This is a genomic window from Streptomyces sp. NPDC036822, assembly GCF_055609145.1.
This window is the reverse complement of the sequence record NZ_JBVJPY010000002.1, coordinates 418,906-436,541: the sequence shown is the minus strand read 5'-3', so window position 1 is coordinate 436,541 and position 17,636 is coordinate 418,906. Positions and strand designations below refer to the sequence as shown.

Genomic DNA, 17,636 nt, shown 5'->3' with positions numbered 1-17,636 from the left:
CCGTCAGGTGAGGCCGGCCGTGCGCGCGCGTTCCACGGCGGGGCCGATCGCCGCGGCGACGGCGGCCACGTCCTCCCGGGTGGAGGTGTGGCCGAGCGAGAAGCGCAGGGTGCCCCGGGCCAGGTCCGGGTCGGTGCCGGTGGCGAGCAGGACGTGGCTGGGCTGGGCGACGCCGGCCGTGCAGGCGGAGCCGGTGGAGCACTCGATGCCCTGGGCGTCCAGGAGCAGCAGCAGGGAGTCGCCCTCGCAGCCGGGGAAGGTGAAGTGGGCGTTGGCGGGGAGCCGGTCGACCGGGTCACCGCCGAGGAGGGCGTCGGGGACGACGGCGAGGACGGCGGCGATCAGTTCGTCGCGCAGGGCCCCGATCTCGCGGGCGAACTCCTCGCGGCGCTCGGCGGCGAGCCGGCCGGCCACGGCGAAGGCGGCGACGGCGGGCACGTCCAGGGTGCCGGAGCGGACATGGCGCTCCTGGCCGCCGCCGTGCAGGACGGGTACGGGGCTGTACTCGCGGCCCAGGAGGAGCGCCCCGATGCCGTAGGGGCCGCCGATCTTGTGGCCGGAGACGGTCATGGCGGCGAGGCCGGAGGCGGCGAAGTCGACCGGGACCTGGCCGAAGGCCTGGACGGCGTCCGCGTGCAGGGGGACGTCGAACTCGCGGGCCACCTCGGCGAGTTCGTGGACGGGCAGGACCGTGCCGATCTCGTTGTTCGCCCACATGACGGTGGCCAGGGCCACGCTTCCGGGGTCGCGGGCGATCGCCTGGCGCAGGGCCTCGGGGGCGACGCGGCCGTACCGGTCCACGGGCAGGTACTCGACGGTGGCGCCCTCGTGCGTGGCGAGCCAGTCGACGGCGTCGAGCACGGCGTGATGCTCGACGGGGCTGGCCAGGACGCGGGTGCGCCGGGGGTCGGCGTCACGGCGGGCCCAGTACAGGCCCTTGACGGCGAGGTTGTCGGCCTCGGTGCCGCCGGAGGTGAACACCACCTCGCTGGGCCGGGCGCCCAGGGCGGCGGCGAGGGTCTCGCGCCCCTCCTCGACGGTCCGCCGGGCGCGTCGCCCGGCGGCGTGCAGGGAGGAGGCGTTGCCCGTGACGGCGAGCTCGGCGGTCATCGCCTCGATCGCCTCGGGGAGCATGGGCGTGGTCGCCGCGTGGTCGAGGTATGCCATGGTGCATTGATTCTACGAGGGCGTGGGGGCGTGGCCGGATCATGCCCCCTCGCCCGGCCGCGGCCCTCGGTGCGGGTGCCGGTCCGGCCGCTCCGCCCGTCGCGCCGGATCCCGGCGGGCGGGCCGGTCGGCCGCGCGGGGATCGCCGCCGGGGCGGGCCGGTCAGCCGCGCGGGGCGCGGGCCAGTTGGCGGGACTGGGCGACGAGCCGGTCCGCGCTGTCCCAGACCTCGGCGTCCTCCTCCAGGAAGCCGCCCGCGAGGTTGCGGGTGGTGATGGCGACCCGCAGCGGGCCCGGGGCCGGGCGGCAGCGGATGTGCGTGGTGAGTTCGACGGTCGGGGTCCAGCCCTTGAGGCCGAGCTCGAAGGAGGTCGGCGGCAGCGCGTCGACGGTGAGGAGCAGGGAGAGCGCGTCGGGCTCGCGGCCGTCGGCGAGACCGAACCAGCCGCGCATCTCGCCCTTGCCGGAGGGCGCTCCGACGGCCCAGCCGACCGTGGCCGGGTCGAGCTTGATGGCGAGCCGCTCGGTGATGGCGGAGGAGCCGGGGATCTGGGGCGCCGGGCCGTCGGAGGGGCCGAAGCAGTTCTCGAGGGGGGCGATGGCCGGCGGCAGCGCGGTGGTGCGCACGTCGTCGGGGAGCGCGTCGAGGTCTCCGTACGAGGCGAGGACGCGGATGCGCTCGACCTCGGTGCCGTCCTCGGCGTACTGGAACAGGGACGCCTGGCCGGTGGAGAGGGTGCGGCCGGTGCGGACGGTCTCCGTGCGGATCACCGCGGGACCGGGCACGGACGGGGTGAGGTAGTGCGCCGAGATCGTGAACGGGTCCGCGTGGGGCAGGTGGTCGCCGAGGGCGCGGCCGAGCAGCGCGAGGAGGTAGCCGCCGTTCACGGCGTGGATGATCGTCCAGCCCGCCGAGAGGTCGGCGTCGTAGATCCCCGGGGAGCGGAGGGTGACGGCGGTGTCGCGGTCGAACTCGCTCGTCGCCGCGGTCGTCGCCGCGGCCGTCTCGATGCTCGTGCTCATGGCTCCGACGGTACCGCAGGAAACTACTGAGCGGTAGCTTTTTCGGGGTCCTCGCGGGTGGACGAACGGCGGTTCCAGGCACGGGGGGCACGCCAGTGGAAGCGCATGGCGAGCAGGCGCAGCACGAAGGCCGTGATGACGGCAGCTCCGCTGGTGAAGGCGTTGAGGGCGTCGAAGCGGATGCACAGGACGACCATCGTGGCTCCGACCATGGCGGGCACGGCGTAGAGGTCGCGGTCCCAGCGGAGCAGGGACGGCACCTCGTTGGCGAGGACGTCGCGCAGGACACCGCCCCCGACGGCGGTGGCGAGCCCGAGGGCGGCGGAGGAGGTGAGCCCGAGGCCGTACTCGTACGCCTTGGTGGTGCCGGTGACGCAGAAGAGACCGAGCCCCGCGGCGTCGAAGACGTTCACGGCGGTCTGGGTCCGCTCGACCTGCGGGTGGAGGAAGAAGACGAGCCCGGTGGCGACCAGCGGCATGAGGAAGTAGCCGAGGTCGGCGAAGGCGGCAGGCGGCACGGCTCCGATGATCAGGTCGCGCAGCAGACCGCCGCCGAGCGCCGTGACCTCGGCGAGCACGGCCATGCCGAAGACGTCGAAGTTCTTCCGGACGGCGAGGAGGGCGCCGGAGATGGCGAAGACGAAGATGCCGACGAGGTCGAGCGCGTGTTGGACGGAGGGGGTGAACAGTTCGTGGAGCACCGGACAGTTCTACCCCGTCCGGCTCACCGCCCCGTGCCCCGCCCGGGGGCACCGGCGGTGAGCCGGACGCGCGCGACGCCGCTCAGGCCCCGTCGGCCGCGGTCTCCTTCGCGGCCGCGGTCTCCTTCGCAGGCGCCTCAGGCGACTCGGGCGACTTCTCGGGTGACGTCTGCCTCGGAACGGCCTTCTCGGCGTCGGCCGTGACGTCCGGGGCGGACGCCTCGGACTCGGCCGGCTCCGCCGACTCGGCCAGCGCCGGCGTCACCGCCTCGATCCCGGTCGCCCGGGTCCGCTCCACCGTGCCGGCCGCGATCTCGGCGGCGTAGTGGCAGGCCACCTTGTGCCCGTCGCCCAGGTCCGTCAGCGCCGGCCGGTCCGTGGCGCACAGGGTCTCCTGCTTCCACGGGCAGCGCGTGTGGAAGCGGCAGCCCGTCGGCGGGTTGGCCGGCGAGGGGAGGTCGCCGTGGAGCAGGATGCGCTCGCGACGGTCCTCGACCTCCGGGTCCGGCACCGGCACCGCCGACATCAGCGCCTTGGTGTACGGGTGCTTGGGACCCTCGTACAGCGCGTCGCTCGGCGCCTCCTCGACCAGCGAGCCGAGGTACATGACCCCGATGACGTCCGAGATGTGACGGACGACGGCGAGGTCGTGGGCGATGACGAGGTACGTCAGTCCCAGCTGCTCCTGGAGCTCCTCCAGGAGGTTGATCACCTGTGCCTGGATCGACACGTCCAGCGCCGAGACCGGCTCGTCGCAGATGATGACGTCCGGTTCGAGGACGAGGGCGCGGGCGATGCCGATGCGCTGGCGCTGGCCGCCGGAGAACTCGTGCGGGTAGCGCGACAGGGCGTTCGAGGGGAGGCCGACCCTGGCGAGGATCGCCTTGATCTTCTCCCGGCGCTCCTCCTGGTTCGCGCCGATCCCGTGCGCGGCCATGCCCTCGCTGAGGATCGACTCGATGTTCTGACGGGGGTTGAGGCTGCCCAGCGGGTCCTGGAACACCATCTGGAGCCGTCGCCGGAAGCGGCGCATCTCCTCGTCCGGCAGCTTGGCCAGGTCCGTACCGTCGAAGACGACCTCGCCGTCGGTGATGTCGACCAGGCGCAGCACGGCCCGGCCGAGGGTCGTCTTGCCGCAGCCCGACTCGCCCACCAGGCCGTAGGTCTGACCGGCCTCGACGCGCAGCGAGATGCCGTCGACGGCGTACACGTGGCCGACCGTACGGTTGAAGACCACGCCCTTCTTGACCGGGAAGTGGACCTTCACTCCCTCGAGTTCGAGCAGGCTCATGCCGGGACCTCCGACTTGTCCGACGTGGGGAGGACCGGGTTGACGCAGCGCACCAGGTGACCCTCGGTGCGCGGCTCGGTCAGTTCGGGGGTGCCGGTCAGGCACTCCATCGTGTAGTGGTCGCAGCGGGGCGCGAAGGCACAGCCGTCCGCCCAGGCGAGCTTGTCGTTGATGGATCCCCGGATCGGGTTGAGCGGCTCGCCGCGCGGGGCGTCCAGGCGCGGGATGGAGCCGAGCAGACCGTGGGCGTACGGGTGGGTGGGGTGCGCGAACAGCTCGCGGCGGCCCGCGGACTCCACCGCCCGGCCGGCGTACAGGACGTTGACCTCGTCGCAGAGACCGGCGACGACACCCAGGTCGTGGGTGATCATCAGCAGGGCGGTGCCCTCCTGGTCCACGAGCTCCTTGAGGAGTTCGAGGATCTGCGCCTGGATGGTCACGTCGAGCGCGGTGGTCGGCTCGTCGGCGATGAGCAGACGCGGGGCGCAGGCCACCGCCATGGCGATGAGCGCACGCTGCCGCATACCGCCGGAGAGCTGGTGCGGGTACTCCTTGAGCCGCCGGTGCGGGTCGGGGATGCCGACCCGGTCAAGCAGGTGCGCGGCCTCCTTGCGGGCGACCTCGCCCTTGAGGCCGCGGTGGCGCTGGAGGATCTCGGTGACCTGGATGCCGATCGGCACGACCGGGTTCAGGGAGGACAGCGGGTCCTGGAAGATCATCGCGAGCTGGCTGCCGCGCATGTCCCGGAGCTTGCGCGGGGACATGGTGAGCAGGTCCTGGCCGTCGAACTCCGCGCGGCCGCCGACCTTCACGCCCTTGCCCGGGAGCAGGCCCATGAGGGCGAGCGAGGTCACGGACTTGCCGCAGCCCGACTCGCCCACCAGTCCGACGACCTGGCCCTGGTCGACGGAGAAGGAGACGCCGTCGACGGCCGTCGAGTCCTTGCGGCCCTTGGCGGTGAACGTGACGCTGAGTTCGTCAACAGTGAGTAGTGCCATGGGACTTCAGCCTCGCAGCTTCGGGTCGAGGGCTTCGCGCATGGCCTCGCCGAGCAGGGTGAAGCCAAGGGCGGTGATGATGATCCCGACGGCGGGGTAGGCCGCCATCATGGGCTCGTTGTCGAAGAACCGCTCGGCCTGGGCGAGCATGACGCCCCACTCCGGGATCGCCGGGTCCGGGTTGCCGAGGCCCAGGTAGGACAGGGCGGCGGCCTCGATGATCGCGGTGGCGAGGCTGAGCGTCGCCTGGACGATCACGGGGCTCAGCGAGTTCGGCAGGATCTGGGTGAGGACGATCCGCTTCTTGCGGATGCCGAGCGCCTTGGCCGCGAGGACGTAGTCGGAGCCGCCCTGGACGAGCATCGAACCGCGCAGCAGCCGCGCGAAGATCGGGATCTGCACGACACCCACGGCGATCATCACGGTGGTGAGGGACTGGCCCATGACCGCCGCGATGGAGACGGCGAGCAGCAGCGACGGCAGCGACAGCATGATGTCGGTGAAGCGCATGACCACCGTGTCGACGCGCTGCCCGGTCTTGCCGCCGAGGGTCGCGGCCGCGCCGGAGAGCACGCCGACGAGCGCGCCGACGAGCAGGCCGATGAGCATCGACACCACGCCGACCATCAGGGTCTGCCGGGCTCCGACCAGGATGCGGGAGAACATGTCCCGGCCCAGGTGGTCGAGGCCGAACCAGTTTCCGTCGCGCGCGCCGACGAACTCGCCCCTGTTGGCGAAGACCTCGCCGCGCCAGGTCTGGGCGGACGGGCTGAACGGCGCGATCCACGGTCCGACGATCGCGAGGATCACGAACAGACCGATGATCACCGCGCCGATGATCGCCATCTTGCTGGCACGGAGCCGGCGCATGGCCTCGCGCCACAGGCTGGCGCCGCTGGTGGCCTCGGACGTCTGCATCAGCTCGGCGAGCCGATCGATCTTGTCGGCCTTCTTCGTCAAGGTCGTCACGTCAGTGCACCCGCACTCTCGGGTCGATGATGCTGTACGCGAGGTCGACCAGCAGGTTGATGAGGACGTACACCATCGCGATGAAGAGGATGAACCCGACGAGCACCGGGTAGTCACGGGCGTCGATGGAGGTGCGGATGAAGTTGCCGATGCCGTTGAAGGAGAAGACCGACTCGGTCAGCACCGCGCCCGACAGCAGGCTTCCGGTCAGCAGGCCGACGGCGGTGATCACCGGCAGCAGCGCGTTCCGCAGCACGTGACGGCCGCGTACCGTCCGCTTGTCCAGACCCTTGGACTCCGCGGTGCGGACGTAGTCCTCGCCGAGCACTTCGAGCACGCTGGCCCGGGTCATCCGCACAATGACGGCGAGCGGGATGGACGAGAGCGCGAGGGCGGGCAGGATCAGGTGGTGGATGGCGTCCCAGCTGGCGTCCAGCTCGCCGGTCAGCAGGCCGTCGAGCACGGCGAAGCCGGTGACGTCGGTGGCGTCGATGCCGGTGGTGAGCCGTCCGTAGCTCGGGAACCAGTTCAGCTGCACGGCGAAGATGCCCTTGAGGATCAGGGCGAGGAAGAACACCGGGATGCAGATGCCGATCAGCGACCCCGAGACGGAGGCGACGTCCAGCCAGCCACCGCGGTGCTTGGCCGCGAGGTAGCCGAGCGGGATGCCGACGACGACGGCGATGAGGATGGCGACGATGCTGAGTTCCACCGTGGCGGGGAAGCGGGTCGCGAACTCGTCCCACACCGGCTGACCGGTCTGGGTGGAGGTGCCCAGATCGAGCTCCACGATGCGCTTGAGGAAGCGGCCGTACTGCACCCAGACGGGCTGGTCCAGGCCGAGGGCCCGGTTGATGCGTGCCACTTCGGCTTCGGTCGCCCGCTCGCCCAGGATCGCTGAGGCGGGTCCGCCGGGCAGCCGGTTCAGCCAGAGGAAGAGCAGAACCGACAGGCCGAGCAGGGTGGGTATGAGCTGTAGCAGTCTTCGTACGACGAGTCGCAGCACCCCGCGTGCCCCTTTCTTACGTGCGTCGATGCGGGTCCGCCCGGCCACCGAGGTTCCGTGGCCGGGCGGACCCGCTGATGTGCGATTACTTGAAGGAGACCTCGGCGAAGTTCTCCTGCGTCAGCGGGGAGACCTTCGGCGGGTTGACGTTCTTGGCGAAGGCGATGGCCGGCGGGGAAGCCGAGATCGGAACGCCCGGGACGTACTCCATGATCGCCTCGTTGGCCTTCTTGTAGGCCTCGACGCGACCCGCGGGGTCGGTGACCTTGGAGGCGGCGTTCACCGCGTCGAAGACCTTCTTCTCGTTGAAGCCCCACTGCTTGTCGGGCCCGGCGAACCAGGTGCCGATGAAGTTGTAGCCGTCGTTGAAGTCACCGGTCCAGCCGAGCATGTGCAGGGCGCAGGAGCCCGCCTCGGTGGCGTCCAGGTAGTCCGGGGCCCACTTCATGGCCTTCGGGGTGACCGTGATGCCGGCCTTCTCCAGGTCGGCCTTCATGCGCTCGAACATGTCCTGCGGGGCCGGCATGTACGGGCGGGTGACCTCGGTCGGGTAGCAGAACTCGATCGTGAGCTTCTCCTCACCGGCCTTCTTGAGGAGCTCCTTGGCCTTGGCGGTGTCGAAGGGGTAGGTCTTCACCTTGTCCGAGAAGCCGGCGACCGTGTCGGGCATGAACTGGGTCGCGGCCTTGCCACCCTCGGGGAGCTGGGTCTTGACGATGCCCTCCCGGTCGATGGCGTGCGAGATGGCCTGGCGGACCTCGGGCTTCTTCAGCGCCGGGTTCTTCGACTGCGTCATGCCGACGTAGAAGATGTTGAAGACGTCACGGGTCGGGACCTTGTAGCCCTCGCCCTCCAGCGTCTTCACATCGGCCGGCGCGACCAGGTCGTAGCCGTCGATGTCACCGGCCTGCAGCGCCTGACGGCGGCCGGCCTCGGTGTCGATCGTGCGGAAGACCAGGTTCTTCACCTTGGCCTTCGCACCCCAGTAGTCGTCGAAGCGCTCCAGGGAGACTTCCTTGTTGCCCTTGTTCCACTTCGTGATCTTGTACGGGCCGGTGCCGGCGACCGTGCCGGCCTCCTGGCTGTACTTGGGGTACGTGATCGCGTCGCCCTTGGCGGTCGCGTCCTGCTTCGCGTACTCCTTCAGGGCCTTCGGCGAGTGGATCGCGAGGGCCTGGAGGGAGAAGCCGCCGGGCAGGTTCGCCGAGGGCTCGTTGACCTCGATGACGGCGGTGTTGTCGTCCTTGGCCGTGCAGGACTTGTAGTTCGGCTTGGGGGCTTCCTTGTCCTCGTTCTTGGCGAAGCCGCCCATGATGGTCTGCCAGTAGTAGGAGACCGCGCTGGACTGGTACGTACCCTTCCAGTTGAACCAGTGGTCGTAGTTCGCGCAGACGGCGGCGGCGTTGAACGCCTCGCCGTCGTGGAACTTCACGCCCTTGCGGAGGTTGAACGTCCACACCGTGCCGGCGGGGTTGCTCTCCCAGGTCTCGGCCAGGCCGCCGACGAGCTTGCTGCCGCCGGACTCGTGCTCCAGCAGCGCCTCGAAGGCCTGCCGGGTCACCCGGAAGGTCTCACCGTCGCTGGCGAGGGCGGGGTCGAGGGAACCGGGGTCACCGGCACCGGCGAACACGAAGGTGTCCTTCGCGCCGGCCTTGTCCCCGTCCTTGCCGCGCTCACTGGAGCACCCCGTGGCGATCAGGGTGACGGCTGCCGCCACCGTGATCGCCCGGACCGTACGGGACTTGATTATTCGCATGGGTCCACCCCAGGTTCCGCCGTGTGAGAGGTCTTGACCGGCCGAACACTACCGACGGGGAACCAGCTGGAGAACAGTCCGGATAGCGGTGATACCTAGTCGAGACCCGGACACTTGCCAAACCGGGCAGATCCGGGACAAGTGCGCTGCCCCGGTTAACGCCCCTGTCATATGGACGAGTTCGCCGGTCAGGGCCGGGGCGGGTAGCCGTAGCCGGGAGCGGACGGAGCGGGGGAGGCGTGGGCGTCGCGGTCGTAGAAGGGGCGGGCGTTGGCCCGCAGCCACATCGCCACCGGGTCGTACTCGTCCGACATCGCGACCGTCGAGACGGGGAGCCCGTCGGGGACGGCGGAGACCGACTGCCGCATCATCGCCCGCACCGCGTCGACCGAGGCCGGGGAGGTGTCGTAGAGGTCCAGGCCGATGGCGAGGTACGGGGAGCCGAGCGCGGGCTGCACCCAGGCGCGGCGCAGCGCCCGCACGGCGGGGGTGCGGTGCGCGTTCTGCGTCAGCAGGGCGTAGAACTGGGGCAGCTCGAGCGCGGGTTCGCTCAGGCGCAGCGGGCCGGCGGGCATCCGGTCGAGACCGGTGGCGATCCTGCGCAGGTCGGCCCAGGGGATGCCGACCCCGCCGCCGGAGTCGTGCGGGTTGAGCCAGATGCCCCAGTGGTCGGGGTAGAGGGCCCGGGCGATGTCGCGGCCGGTGACCACCTCGTGGGCGCGGTTCCAGCCGGAGGCCGCCAGCTCCTGGGCGGAGGTGACACAGGGGGCGTAGCCGAGGCCGTCGACCTCCATGTTGCCGTACTGGGCGTCGGGTGATCCGGCCTGGCCGTGCCAGAGGAGCATCCACACGTCGCCGTCCGCGAGGGCGTGCAGCAGCCGCTCGTACGCGTCGTAGCGTCCGGGTGCCACCTGGCGCAGCATGTGCTCGACCTGTCCGGCCGCGGCCGTGCCTGACGCGCTCACTTGTGTTCCGCCCCTCGTCCGTCCATCGGTCCTGTTTCCTGACGTGTCATTCCGTGGTGCCCCGCTCAGCCGGCGGCGCGCTGGTAGAACGGGCGCACCCGCTCCAGCATCCAGTCGGCCACGGGGTCCTGGGCAACGTCCAGGAGGATGAGATTCACGGGCCAGGCGGTCTCGACCCGGCCCAGCGCGCGGCCGAGCGCGTCCAGCGGCGCGTTGCGGTCGACGCCGTCCCAGGCGACGAGCTGGACGCCGACGAAGAGGGCCGGTTCGGTCCCCTCGACGCTGGCGAGGGCGCGCCGGGCGCTCGCCACGATGCCGGTGGCCTCGAACTCGGCGGCCGCGGCGGAGAGGAAGTCGACGGGGTCGTCCTGCCAGTCGGGCTCGAAGAGCCGGACCCGGCCGCCGCTCGCGGGGCCGTCCAGCGGGGTGCGACCGATCCGGCACAGCTCGGCGACGGCGGGGGGCGGCAGCGGGGCGCCGACGGTGCCACCAGGATTCACGGCGATGCCGAGCTGCGGGGGCAGGCCGCGGGCGAAGTCGCGGGCGGGTGCGACCGTGAACGACATGTGGCTGCCGACGCAGGCCAGGAACTGCTGCTCGGAGCTGAAGACGGGGACATAGGGGAGGCCGTCGATCTCCAGCGTGGGGAGGTCGAGGTCGGTGCTCTCGGGGCTGCCGCCGTTGGGCAGTGGAACCCAGACCGGGCTGCGGCCGAGCACCTCGACGAGCCGGCTCCCGGCGGCGGGGTTGCCGAGCGAGGCGGACAGCACCTCTTCGAGCTCATTGCCCGGCCACGAAACGTCCACGGTCCTCGGTCCCCTTCTCACGCGCCCGGTCACGCGCCCTCGGGGCAGAACCCTAATGCCGCCCTCGCGCCGCCGTGGCCAAAAGCATACGGAGCGCGCCGGGCCGCGGCGCCGCCCGCGGCCGGTCCGCCGGGGGGTACGCCGTCAGCCGACATCCCGGAAGGTGATCTTCCGCAGGGCGCCGGCCGCGTTCCGGTCGAGCAGGGTCGCCGAGGCGCAGCCGCGGGGCAGCCGGCCGGCCTCCACGGAGCGCAGCAGCCTGCCGACCGCCCGGCGGTGCCGGGCGAAGGCGTATCCGGACACGCCGCGGCCCCGGTCGCGCTGGCCCTCGCGGGCGGCGGCCGGGGTGACGTCGAGCAGGACCAGGTGCAGGGCGCGGCCTCTGCGGCGGGCCTCACGGGCGAGCCAGTCGCGCACCCAGGACTGGGTGCCGCAGTCGTGGACGATCACGCTCCGCCCCGCGCGCAGCTCCCGGCGCAGGCCGGCGTAGTGCGCGACGCGGACGAGGGGGCGGTAGACCGCGTACGGCAGGAAGCCGGGCATCCGCGCCTCCCAGCGCTCCCGGGCGTCCTGCGAGTCGATGCCGCGGCCGTCGGCCGCGCGGCGCATGAGGGTCGACTTGCCGCTGCCGGGCAGCCCGGAGACGACGACGAGGTCTCCCGCGGCGAAGGCGAGCACACGGGGGCCGTGCCCGTCCCGGTCGCGCAGGTCGCGCAGCAGGCGCGCGGCCGCGCCGTGCCGCCGGGTCCTGGCCCGGGCGCGTGGGGCGGGTATGCCGGTACTCGTCGCGTAGGCGCCGGTTCGTTGGAACGTCATCGCTTCTCCCCCTGTCGGGTCTCGAAGACCCTTCCCCAAGAAGTGTAAAGAGACGGTAATGAGGCACAAGCGATTTGCCGATCAGGACCCGCGTGCAATGATGTGCGCGCCAAGCGCACACAACCACATACCGGCCGTTCGAATCCGCGCGGGAGAGTTCCGGACAGACCGCAGCAGCGCTGTGGCGGTCCGGGCGCCGAAGGAGCAAGACCCTCCCTTGAATCTCTCAGGCCCCGTACCGCGCGGATGAGGCAGATCTGAAAAGCGGGCGCGCCGTCGCGCCCCACCCAAGGTGCAAGCCGAGGATGCCCTCGGTGAACCTCTCAGGTTCCATGACAGATGGGGAGGAAAGTCCTCTCGTCATGATCTTTTTCGCCCTGGGACCCGGGAGCCACACCCATGAGCACTGCCCGTCTGACCGCCCTCGATGCCCTGCATCGCTCCCTGGGCGCGACCATGACCGACTTCGCGGGCTGGGACATGCCGCTGCGCTACGGCAGCGAGCGTGACGAGCACAACGCCGTCCGCACCAAGGCGGGCCTCTTCGACCTGTCGCACATGGGCGAGATCACGGTCACCGGTCCGCAGGCCGTCGAGCTGCTCGACTTCGCCCTCGTCGGCAACATCTCCACGGTGGGCCCGGGCCGGGCGCGCTACACGATGATCTGCCGGGAGGAAGGCGGCATCCTCGACGACCTGATCGTGTACCGCCTCGGCGAGACCGAGTACATGGTCGTCGCCAACGCCTCCAACGCTCAGATCGTCCTGGACGCGCTCACCGAGCGTGCGGCGGGCTTCGACGCCGAGGTACGGGACGACCGCGACGCGTACGCGCTGATCGCCGTCCAGGGCCCCGAGTCCCCCGGCATCCTGAAGTCGCTGACCGACGCCGACCTGGACGGGCTGAAGTACTACGCCGGCCTGCCCGGCACGGTCGCCGGGGTCCCCGCGCTGATCGCCCGTACCGGCTACACCGGCGAGGACGGCTTCGAGCTGTTCCTGAAGCCCGAGCACGCCGAGGGCGTCTGGCGGGCCCTGACCGAGGCGGGCGCCCCGGTCGGCCTCATCCCCTGCGGCCTCTCCTGCCGTGACACGCTCCGCCTGGAGGCGGGCATGCCGCTCTACGGCCACGAGCTGACCACGGAGCTGACCCCGTTCGACGCCGGTCTCGGCCGGGTCGTGAAGTTCGAGAAGACGACCAACGACGGCGACTTCGTCGGCCGCAAGGCCCTGGAGGCGGCCGCCGAGCGGGCCGCGGTCGACCCGCCCCGCAAGCTGGTCGGCCTGGTCGCCGAGGGCCGCCGGGTGCCGCGCGCCGGCTTCGCGGTCGTCGCGGACGGCGTGGTCGTCGGCGAGGTCACCTCCGGCGCCCCCTCCCCGACCCTCGGAAAGCCGATCGCCATGGCCTACGTGGACGCGGCACACGCCGAGCCGGGCACCCAGGGTGTAGGTGTGGACATCCGCGGGACCCACGAGCCGTACGAGGTCGTGGCGCTGCCCTTCTACAAGCGCCGGAAGTGACGTTCCGCGGCCGGGACGATCCGGCCGCGCGTCCCGCCTTCCGTCTCACGTCGCGTCTCATCACGCGAGACCCACGTTCATCAGCACTCCCCCGATCCAGGAGAATCAGGTCATGAGCAACCCCCAGCAGCTGCGCTACACCAAGGAGCACGAGTGGCTGTCGGACGCCGAGGACGGCGTCTCGACGGTCGGCATCACCGAGTTCGCGGCCAACGCGCTCGGGGACGTCGTCTACGCCCAGCTCCCCGCGGTCGGTGACACCGTCACCGCGGGCGAGACCTGCGGCGAGCTGGAGTCGACGAAGTCCGTCAGCGACCTGTACTCCCCCGTGACCGGTGAGGTCACGGAGGCCAACGAGGACGTCGTGAACGACCCCTCCCTGGTGAACACCGCTCCGTTCGAGGGTGGCTGGCTCTTCAAGGTACGTGTCACGGGCGAGCCGGACGATCTGCTCTCCGCCGACGAGTACGCCGCGTTCTCCGCCGGGAACTGAGACCCCTGAGGGATCGATCCATGTCGCTTCTCAACACCCCCCTTCACGAGCTGGACCCGGACGTCGCCGCCGCCGTCGACGCCGAGCTCCACCGCCAGCAGTCCACCCTCGAGATGATCGCCTCGGAGAACTTCGCTCCGGTCGCGGTCATGGAGGCGCAGGGCTCCGTCCTGACCAACAAGTACGCCGAGGGCTACCCGGGCCGCCGCTACTACGGCGGCTGCGAGCACGTGGACGTGGCGGAGCAGATCGCCATCGACCGGGTCAAGGACCTCTTCGGCGCCGAGTACGCCAACGTGCAGCCGCACTCCGGCGCCTCCGCCAACCAGGCCGCGCTCTTCGCCCTCGCCCAGCCCGGCGACACCATCCTGGGTCTGGACCTGGCGCACGGCGGCCACCTCACCCACGGCATGCGCCTGAACTTCTCCGGCAAGCAGTTCAACGTGGTCGCGTACCACGTGGACGCCGCCGGACTGGTCGACATGGCCGAGGTCGAGCGCCTCGCCAAGGAGCACCGCCCCAAGGTGATCATCGCGGGCTGGTCCGCCTACCCGCGCCAGCTGGACTTCGCGGAGTTCCGCCGGATCGCCGACGAGGTCGAGGCCTTCCTGTGGGTCGACATGGCCCACTTCGCGGGCCTGGTCGCCGCCGGGCTGCACCCCAACCCGGTGCCGTTCGCGGACGTGGTGACCTCCACCACGCACAAGACGCTGGGCGGGCCGCGCGGCGGCATCATCCTGGCGAAGAAGGACTTCGCGAAGAAGCTGAACTCCTCGGTCTTCCCCGGCTTCCAGGGCGGCCCGCTGGAGCACGTGATCGCCGCGAAGGCCGTCTCCTTCAAGGTCGCGGCCTCGGAGGAGTTCAAGGAGCGCCAGCAGCGCACGGTGGAGGGTGCCCGCATCCTCGCCGAGCGCCTGGTCCAGGGCGACGTCACCGAGCACGGCGTCTCGATCCTGTCCGGCGGCACGGACGTGCACCTGGTCCTGGTCGACCTGCGCGACAGCGAGCTCGACGGGCAGCAGGCCGAGGACCGCCTCCACGAGGTCGGCATCACGGTCAACCGGAACGCGATCCCGAACGACCCGCGCCCCCCGATGGTCACCTCGGGCCTGCGGATCGGTACGCCGGCGCTCGCGACCCGCGGATTCGCCACCGAGGACTTCACCGAGGTCGCCGACATCATCGCGGAGACCCTGAAGCCCGGCTTCGACGAGGACAAGGCCCAGGCGCTCAAGGCCCGCGTCACCGCGCTGGCCGCGAAGCACCCCCTGTACCCCGGTCTGAAGTAGTTTCCTCCGTCGTACGCTTTAGTTCCAGGTTCGTTCGTACGACAGCTCCGGGGCACCGCGCACACTGGACAGTGAGCGCGGTGCCCCAGCCCGTGTTCGACCGCTTGTTTCCGCGCTTTGCTGCTCCACCCCGGCAGACAACGGCGTCTACCACCCCCACAAGGAGTTCCCCGTGGCCATCTCGGTCTTCGACCTGTTCTCGATCGGCATCGGCCCGTCCAGCTCCCACACGGTGGGTCCGATGCGCGCCGCGCGCATGTTCGCCCGCCGACTGAAGAACGAGGGCCTGCTGGCCCACACGGCCTCGATACGGGCGGAGCTGTACGGCTCCCTGGGCGCGACCGGACACGGTCACGGCACGCCGAAGGCCGTCCTCCTCGGCCTGGAGGGTGACTCTCCGCGCACGGTCGACGTCGAGACGGCGGACGACCAGGTCGAGCGGATCAAGTCGAGCGGCCGGATCAACCTCCTCGGCGTGCACGAGATCCCCTTCGACTTCGACGAGGACCTGGTGCTGCACCGCCGCAAGGCGCTGCCGTACCACGCCAACGGCATGACGATCCTCGCGTACGACGCCGAGGGCGCCCTGGTCCTGGAGAAGACGTACTACTCGGTCGGCGGCGGCTTCGTCGTGGACGAGGACGCCGTGCAGGGCGAGAACCCGATCGTCCCGGACGACACGGTCCTGAAGTACCCCTTCCGCACGGGCGACGAGCTGCTGCGCCTGGCGAAGGAGACCGGTCTGTCGATCTCGGCGCTGATGCTGGAGAACGAGAAGGCCTGGCGCACCGAGGACGAGATCCGCGAGGGCCTCCTGGAGATCTGGCGCGTCATGCAGGCCTGCGTCGCGCGGGGCATGTCCCGCGAGGGCATCCTGCCCGGCGGCCTCAAGGTGCGCCGCCGCGCCGCGAACACGGCCCGCAAGCTGCGCTCCGAGGGCGACCCGGCGGCGCTCGCGATGGAGTGGATCACCCTCTACGCCATGGCCGTGAACGAGGAGAACGCGGCGGGCGGCCGCGTGGTCACCGCCCCGACGAACGGCGCGGCCGGCATCATCCCCGCGGTCCTGCACTACTACATGAACTTCGTGCCCGGCGCCGACGACGAGGGCGTGGTCCGCTTCCTGCTCGCGGCGGGCGCCATCGGCATGCTCTTCAAGGAGAACGCCTCGATCTCCGGCGCCGAGGTCGGCTGCCAGGGCGAGGTCGGCTCGGCCTGCTCGATGGCGGCGGGCGCCCTCGCCGAGGTCCTCGGCGGCTCCCCGGAGCAGGTGGAGAACGCGGCCGAGATCGGCATGGAGCACAACCTGGGCCTGACCTGCGACCCGGTGGGCGGTCTGGTCCAGATCCCGTGCATCGAGCGCAACGGCATGGCGGCGGTCAAGGCGGTCACGGCGGCGAAGATGTCGATGCGCGGCGACGGCAGCCACCTGGTCTCCCTCGACAAGGTCATCAAGACGATGAAGGAGACCGGCGCGGACATGTCGGTCAAGTACAAGGAGACCGCGCGGGGCGGTCTCGCGGTGAACATCATCGAGTGCTGAGGGCGAAGGGCGGGGCCCGCGCGTGTCGTGACGCGCGCGGGCCCCGGGCCCCTGCCTCCGGACGGCCGTAGGGGCCTCCGGTCAGTCCTCCGTACCGGGAGGCGCGTCGGCGAGGGCGAGGCGGTCGCGGAGGGCCGCGTTCTCGGCCTCCAGGAGCGCGATGCGCTTGCGGGCGAAGTACAGCTCCATGACGGCGTCCTGGAATTCGGACACGAGCTGTTCGGGGGTCAGTTCCATGCGGGCCTCGGTGCTCGGGCGGGCGGTCAGGCCGACGCGACGGTGGTGACGGTGCCGGAGGGGCCGCGCCACTTGAGGGCGCCGCCCTCGGCGAAGAGGACGCCGCCGTTCGTCGGGTTCTCGCTCGGCACCGTGGTGGCGTTGCGGATGCCGATCACGCCGTCGCCGCCGCCGTACGACTCGGTGCTCGTCACTCCGAACATGGCGTTCTGGGCGGCCAGCGCGCCGCTGTTGAGGACCCGCAGCTTCGCCACGCCCGCCCGGTCGCGGAACTCGGCCAGGCGGCTGGCGGAGTCCGTGTTCGCCTGCATGAGCAGGCCGATGGAGGAGGTCCGCTGGTCGATCTCCACCCGGCCCCGGGGGGTGGCGCCGATCGCGATGCCGATGCCCACCGCCCCCGAGCCCTTCACCACGAAGTCGTCCACGCCGTTGTTCCGCAGCGTGATGAGGTTGCCCTTGGTGGGGCCCGTGGTGTGGGTGACGAAGATGCCCTGCGCGGCGGTGCCCCCCGACTTGTCCTCGACCCCGGTCGTCTCCAGGTAGACGGAGACCGCGGCGGCTCCGCCGTCCGAGGCGTCCACGTGGCCCCGGTGCGTGATCTTGAGCGTGCCGTGCTTCCGCTCCGCGCCCGACAGGTACATCGCCGAGTCGTCCGGGTTGTGGGAGACGACGTTCAGCGCGACGCCGTTGCCGGCCACGCCGGACTGGAAGGCGGTCAGCGCGTGGAGCTTCGACGTGGTCGCCGTGGACACCGCGAGGAACGACGACGTGGCGCCGCCGTCGGTCGTGAAGTTCCTGGCCCGCACCTCGCCCGGGTAGACGACGTCCCCCTCCGCCTGGACGGCCTCCGGCTCCGCCGCCGACGCGGTTCCCGATCCGGCGGCCACCGTCACGGCCCCCGCCGTGAACGCGCCCAGGAACAGCCTTCTCGTACTGGTCACTTCGACTCCTCGTCCCACCCCGATACGACAGATCGGCACGCTACGTGGTGACGGCGGCTCGCGCCAGATCCGACAGGAGGCGGCCGGTCCGGGACCGACCGCCCGCCGGCCGCC

17 protein-coding genes and 1 riboswitch are annotated in these 17,636 nt (G+C 71.1%); of the genes, 4 read left to right on the top strand and 13 right to left on the bottom strand.

Features of this window, described 5'->3' with window-relative positions:
• Nucleotides 1-3 precede the first annotated feature (3 nt).
• The 11 genes from ACZ68P_RS06320 to ACZ68P_RS06270 all read right to left on the bottom strand — a co-directional run bounded on the left by ACZ68P_RS06320 (nt 4) and on the right by ACZ68P_RS06270 (nt 11,498).
• Nucleotides 4-1,167 carry a cysteine desulfurase family protein gene (locus ACZ68P_RS06320; RefSeq protein WP_471003388.1) on the bottom strand — a complete coding sequence of 388 codons (1,164 nt, stop codon included), beginning with the start codon at nt 1,165-1,167 and terminating at the stop codon, nt 4-6.
• Nucleotides 1,168-1,329: 162 nt separating this feature from the next.
• Complete coding sequence (locus ACZ68P_RS06315; RefSeq protein WP_471003386.1) at nt 1,330-2,190, bottom strand: thioesterase family protein; 861 nt, start codon at nt 2,188-2,190, stop codon at nt 1,330-1,332.
• Between the two features lie 23 nt (nt 2,191-2,213).
• The gene (locus ACZ68P_RS06310; RefSeq protein WP_365718288.1) at nt 2,214-2,891 is read right to left on the bottom strand and encodes a trimeric intracellular cation channel family protein; all 678 of its coding nucleotides are present in this window, start codon (nt 2,889-2,891) and stop codon (nt 2,214-2,216) included.
• An 82-nt stretch (nt 2,892-2,973) separates the two neighbouring features.
• Nucleotides 2,974-4,182 carry an ABC transporter ATP-binding protein gene (locus ACZ68P_RS06305; RefSeq protein WP_471003383.1) on the bottom strand — a complete coding sequence of 403 codons (1,209 nt, stop codon included), beginning with the start codon at nt 4,180-4,182 and terminating at the stop codon, nt 2,974-2,976.
• On the bottom strand, nt 4,179-5,180 hold the full coding sequence (locus ACZ68P_RS06300) for an ABC transporter ATP-binding protein (RefSeq protein ID WP_471003380.1): 1,002 nt from the start codon (nt 5,178-5,180) through the stop codon (nt 4,179-4,181). Before ACZ68P_RS06300 ends, ACZ68P_RS06305 begins: the two co-directional genes overlap by 4 nt.
• A gap of 6 nt (nt 5,181-5,186) precedes the next feature.
• Nucleotides 5,187-6,149 carry an ABC transporter permease gene (locus tag ACZ68P_RS06295; RefSeq protein ID WP_471003378.1) on the bottom strand — a complete coding sequence of 321 codons (963 nt, stop codon included), beginning with the start codon at nt 6,147-6,149 and terminating at the stop codon, nt 5,187-5,189.
• 1 nt (nt 6,150) lies between these two features.
• On the bottom strand, nt 6,151-7,155 hold the full coding sequence (locus tag ACZ68P_RS06290) for an ABC transporter permease (RefSeq protein ID WP_471003375.1): 1,005 nt from the start codon (nt 7,153-7,155) through the stop codon (nt 6,151-6,153).
• An 85-nt stretch (nt 7,156-7,240) separates the two neighbouring features.
• Nucleotides 7,241-8,911 (bottom strand): ABC transporter substrate-binding protein, encoded by a 1,671-nt coding sequence (locus ACZ68P_RS06285; RefSeq protein WP_471003372.1) that lies wholly within the window; start codon nt 8,909-8,911, stop codon nt 7,241-7,243.
• 188 nt (nt 8,912-9,099) lie between these two features.
• On the bottom strand, nt 9,100-9,876 hold the full coding sequence (locus tag ACZ68P_RS06280) for an enhanced serine sensitivity protein SseB C-terminal domain-containing protein (protein WP_471003369.1): 777 nt from the start codon (nt 9,874-9,876) through the stop codon (nt 9,100-9,102).
• A gap of 65 nt (nt 9,877-9,941) precedes the next feature.
• A complete protein-coding gene (locus tag ACZ68P_RS06275; protein WP_471003366.1) occupies nt 9,942-10,682 on the bottom strand; it encodes an enhanced serine sensitivity protein SseB in 741 nt (246 codons plus the stop codon).
• Nucleotides 10,683-10,826: 144 nt separating this feature from the next.
• Entirely contained in the window at nt 10,827-11,498 is a 672-nt protein-coding gene (locus ACZ68P_RS06270) for an AAA family ATPase (RefSeq protein ID WP_365718271.1), read from the bottom strand.
• Nucleotides 11,499-11,637: 139 nt separating this feature from the next.
• A riboswitch (glycine riboswitch) is annotated at nt 11,638-11,749 on the top strand.
• Between the two features lie 148 nt (nt 11,750-11,897).
• Here ACZ68P_RS06270 and gcvT point away from each other — a divergent pair.
• The 4 genes from gcvT to ACZ68P_RS06250 all read left to right on the top strand — a co-directional run bounded on the left by gcvT (nt 11,898) and on the right by ACZ68P_RS06250 (nt 16,344).
• The gene (gcvT, locus tag ACZ68P_RS06265) at nt 11,898-13,019 is read left to right on the top strand and encodes a glycine cleavage system aminomethyltransferase GcvT (protein ID WP_471003363.1); all 1,122 of its coding nucleotides are present in this window, start codon (nt 11,898-11,900) and stop codon (nt 13,017-13,019) included.
• 112 nt (nt 13,020-13,131) lie between these two features.
• Nucleotides 13,132-13,512 (top strand): glycine cleavage system protein GcvH, encoded by a 381-nt coding sequence (gene gcvH, locus ACZ68P_RS06260; protein WP_471003361.1) that lies wholly within the window; start codon nt 13,132-13,134, stop codon nt 13,510-13,512.
• Nucleotides 13,513-13,532: 20 nt separating this feature from the next.
• Nucleotides 13,533-14,801 (top strand): serine hydroxymethyltransferase, encoded by a 1,269-nt coding sequence (gene glyA, locus ACZ68P_RS06255; RefSeq protein WP_471003358.1) that lies wholly within the window; start codon nt 13,533-13,535, stop codon nt 14,799-14,801.
• A gap of 172 nt (nt 14,802-14,973) precedes the next feature.
• Nucleotides 14,974-16,344 (top strand): L-serine ammonia-lyase, encoded by a 1,371-nt coding sequence (locus ACZ68P_RS06250; RefSeq protein ID WP_471003356.1) that lies wholly within the window; start codon nt 14,974-14,976, stop codon nt 16,342-16,344.
• Between the two features lie 81 nt (nt 16,345-16,425).
• On the opposite strand, the gene ACZ68P_RS06245 is transcribed toward ACZ68P_RS06250, so the two are convergent.
• Together ACZ68P_RS06245 and ACZ68P_RS06240 are read right to left on the bottom strand one after the other, a co-directional pair.
• Nucleotides 16,426-16,581 carry a hypothetical protein gene (locus ACZ68P_RS06245; protein ID WP_471003354.1) on the bottom strand — a complete coding sequence of 52 codons (156 nt, stop codon included), beginning with the start codon at nt 16,579-16,581 and terminating at the stop codon, nt 16,426-16,428.
• A gap of 26 nt (nt 16,582-16,607) precedes the next feature.
• Nucleotides 16,608-17,522 (bottom strand): hyaluronoglucosaminidase, encoded by a 915-nt coding sequence (locus ACZ68P_RS06240; protein WP_471003351.1) that lies wholly within the window; start codon nt 17,520-17,522, stop codon nt 16,608-16,610.
• Between the last annotated feature and the right edge of the window lie 114 nt (nt 17,523-17,636).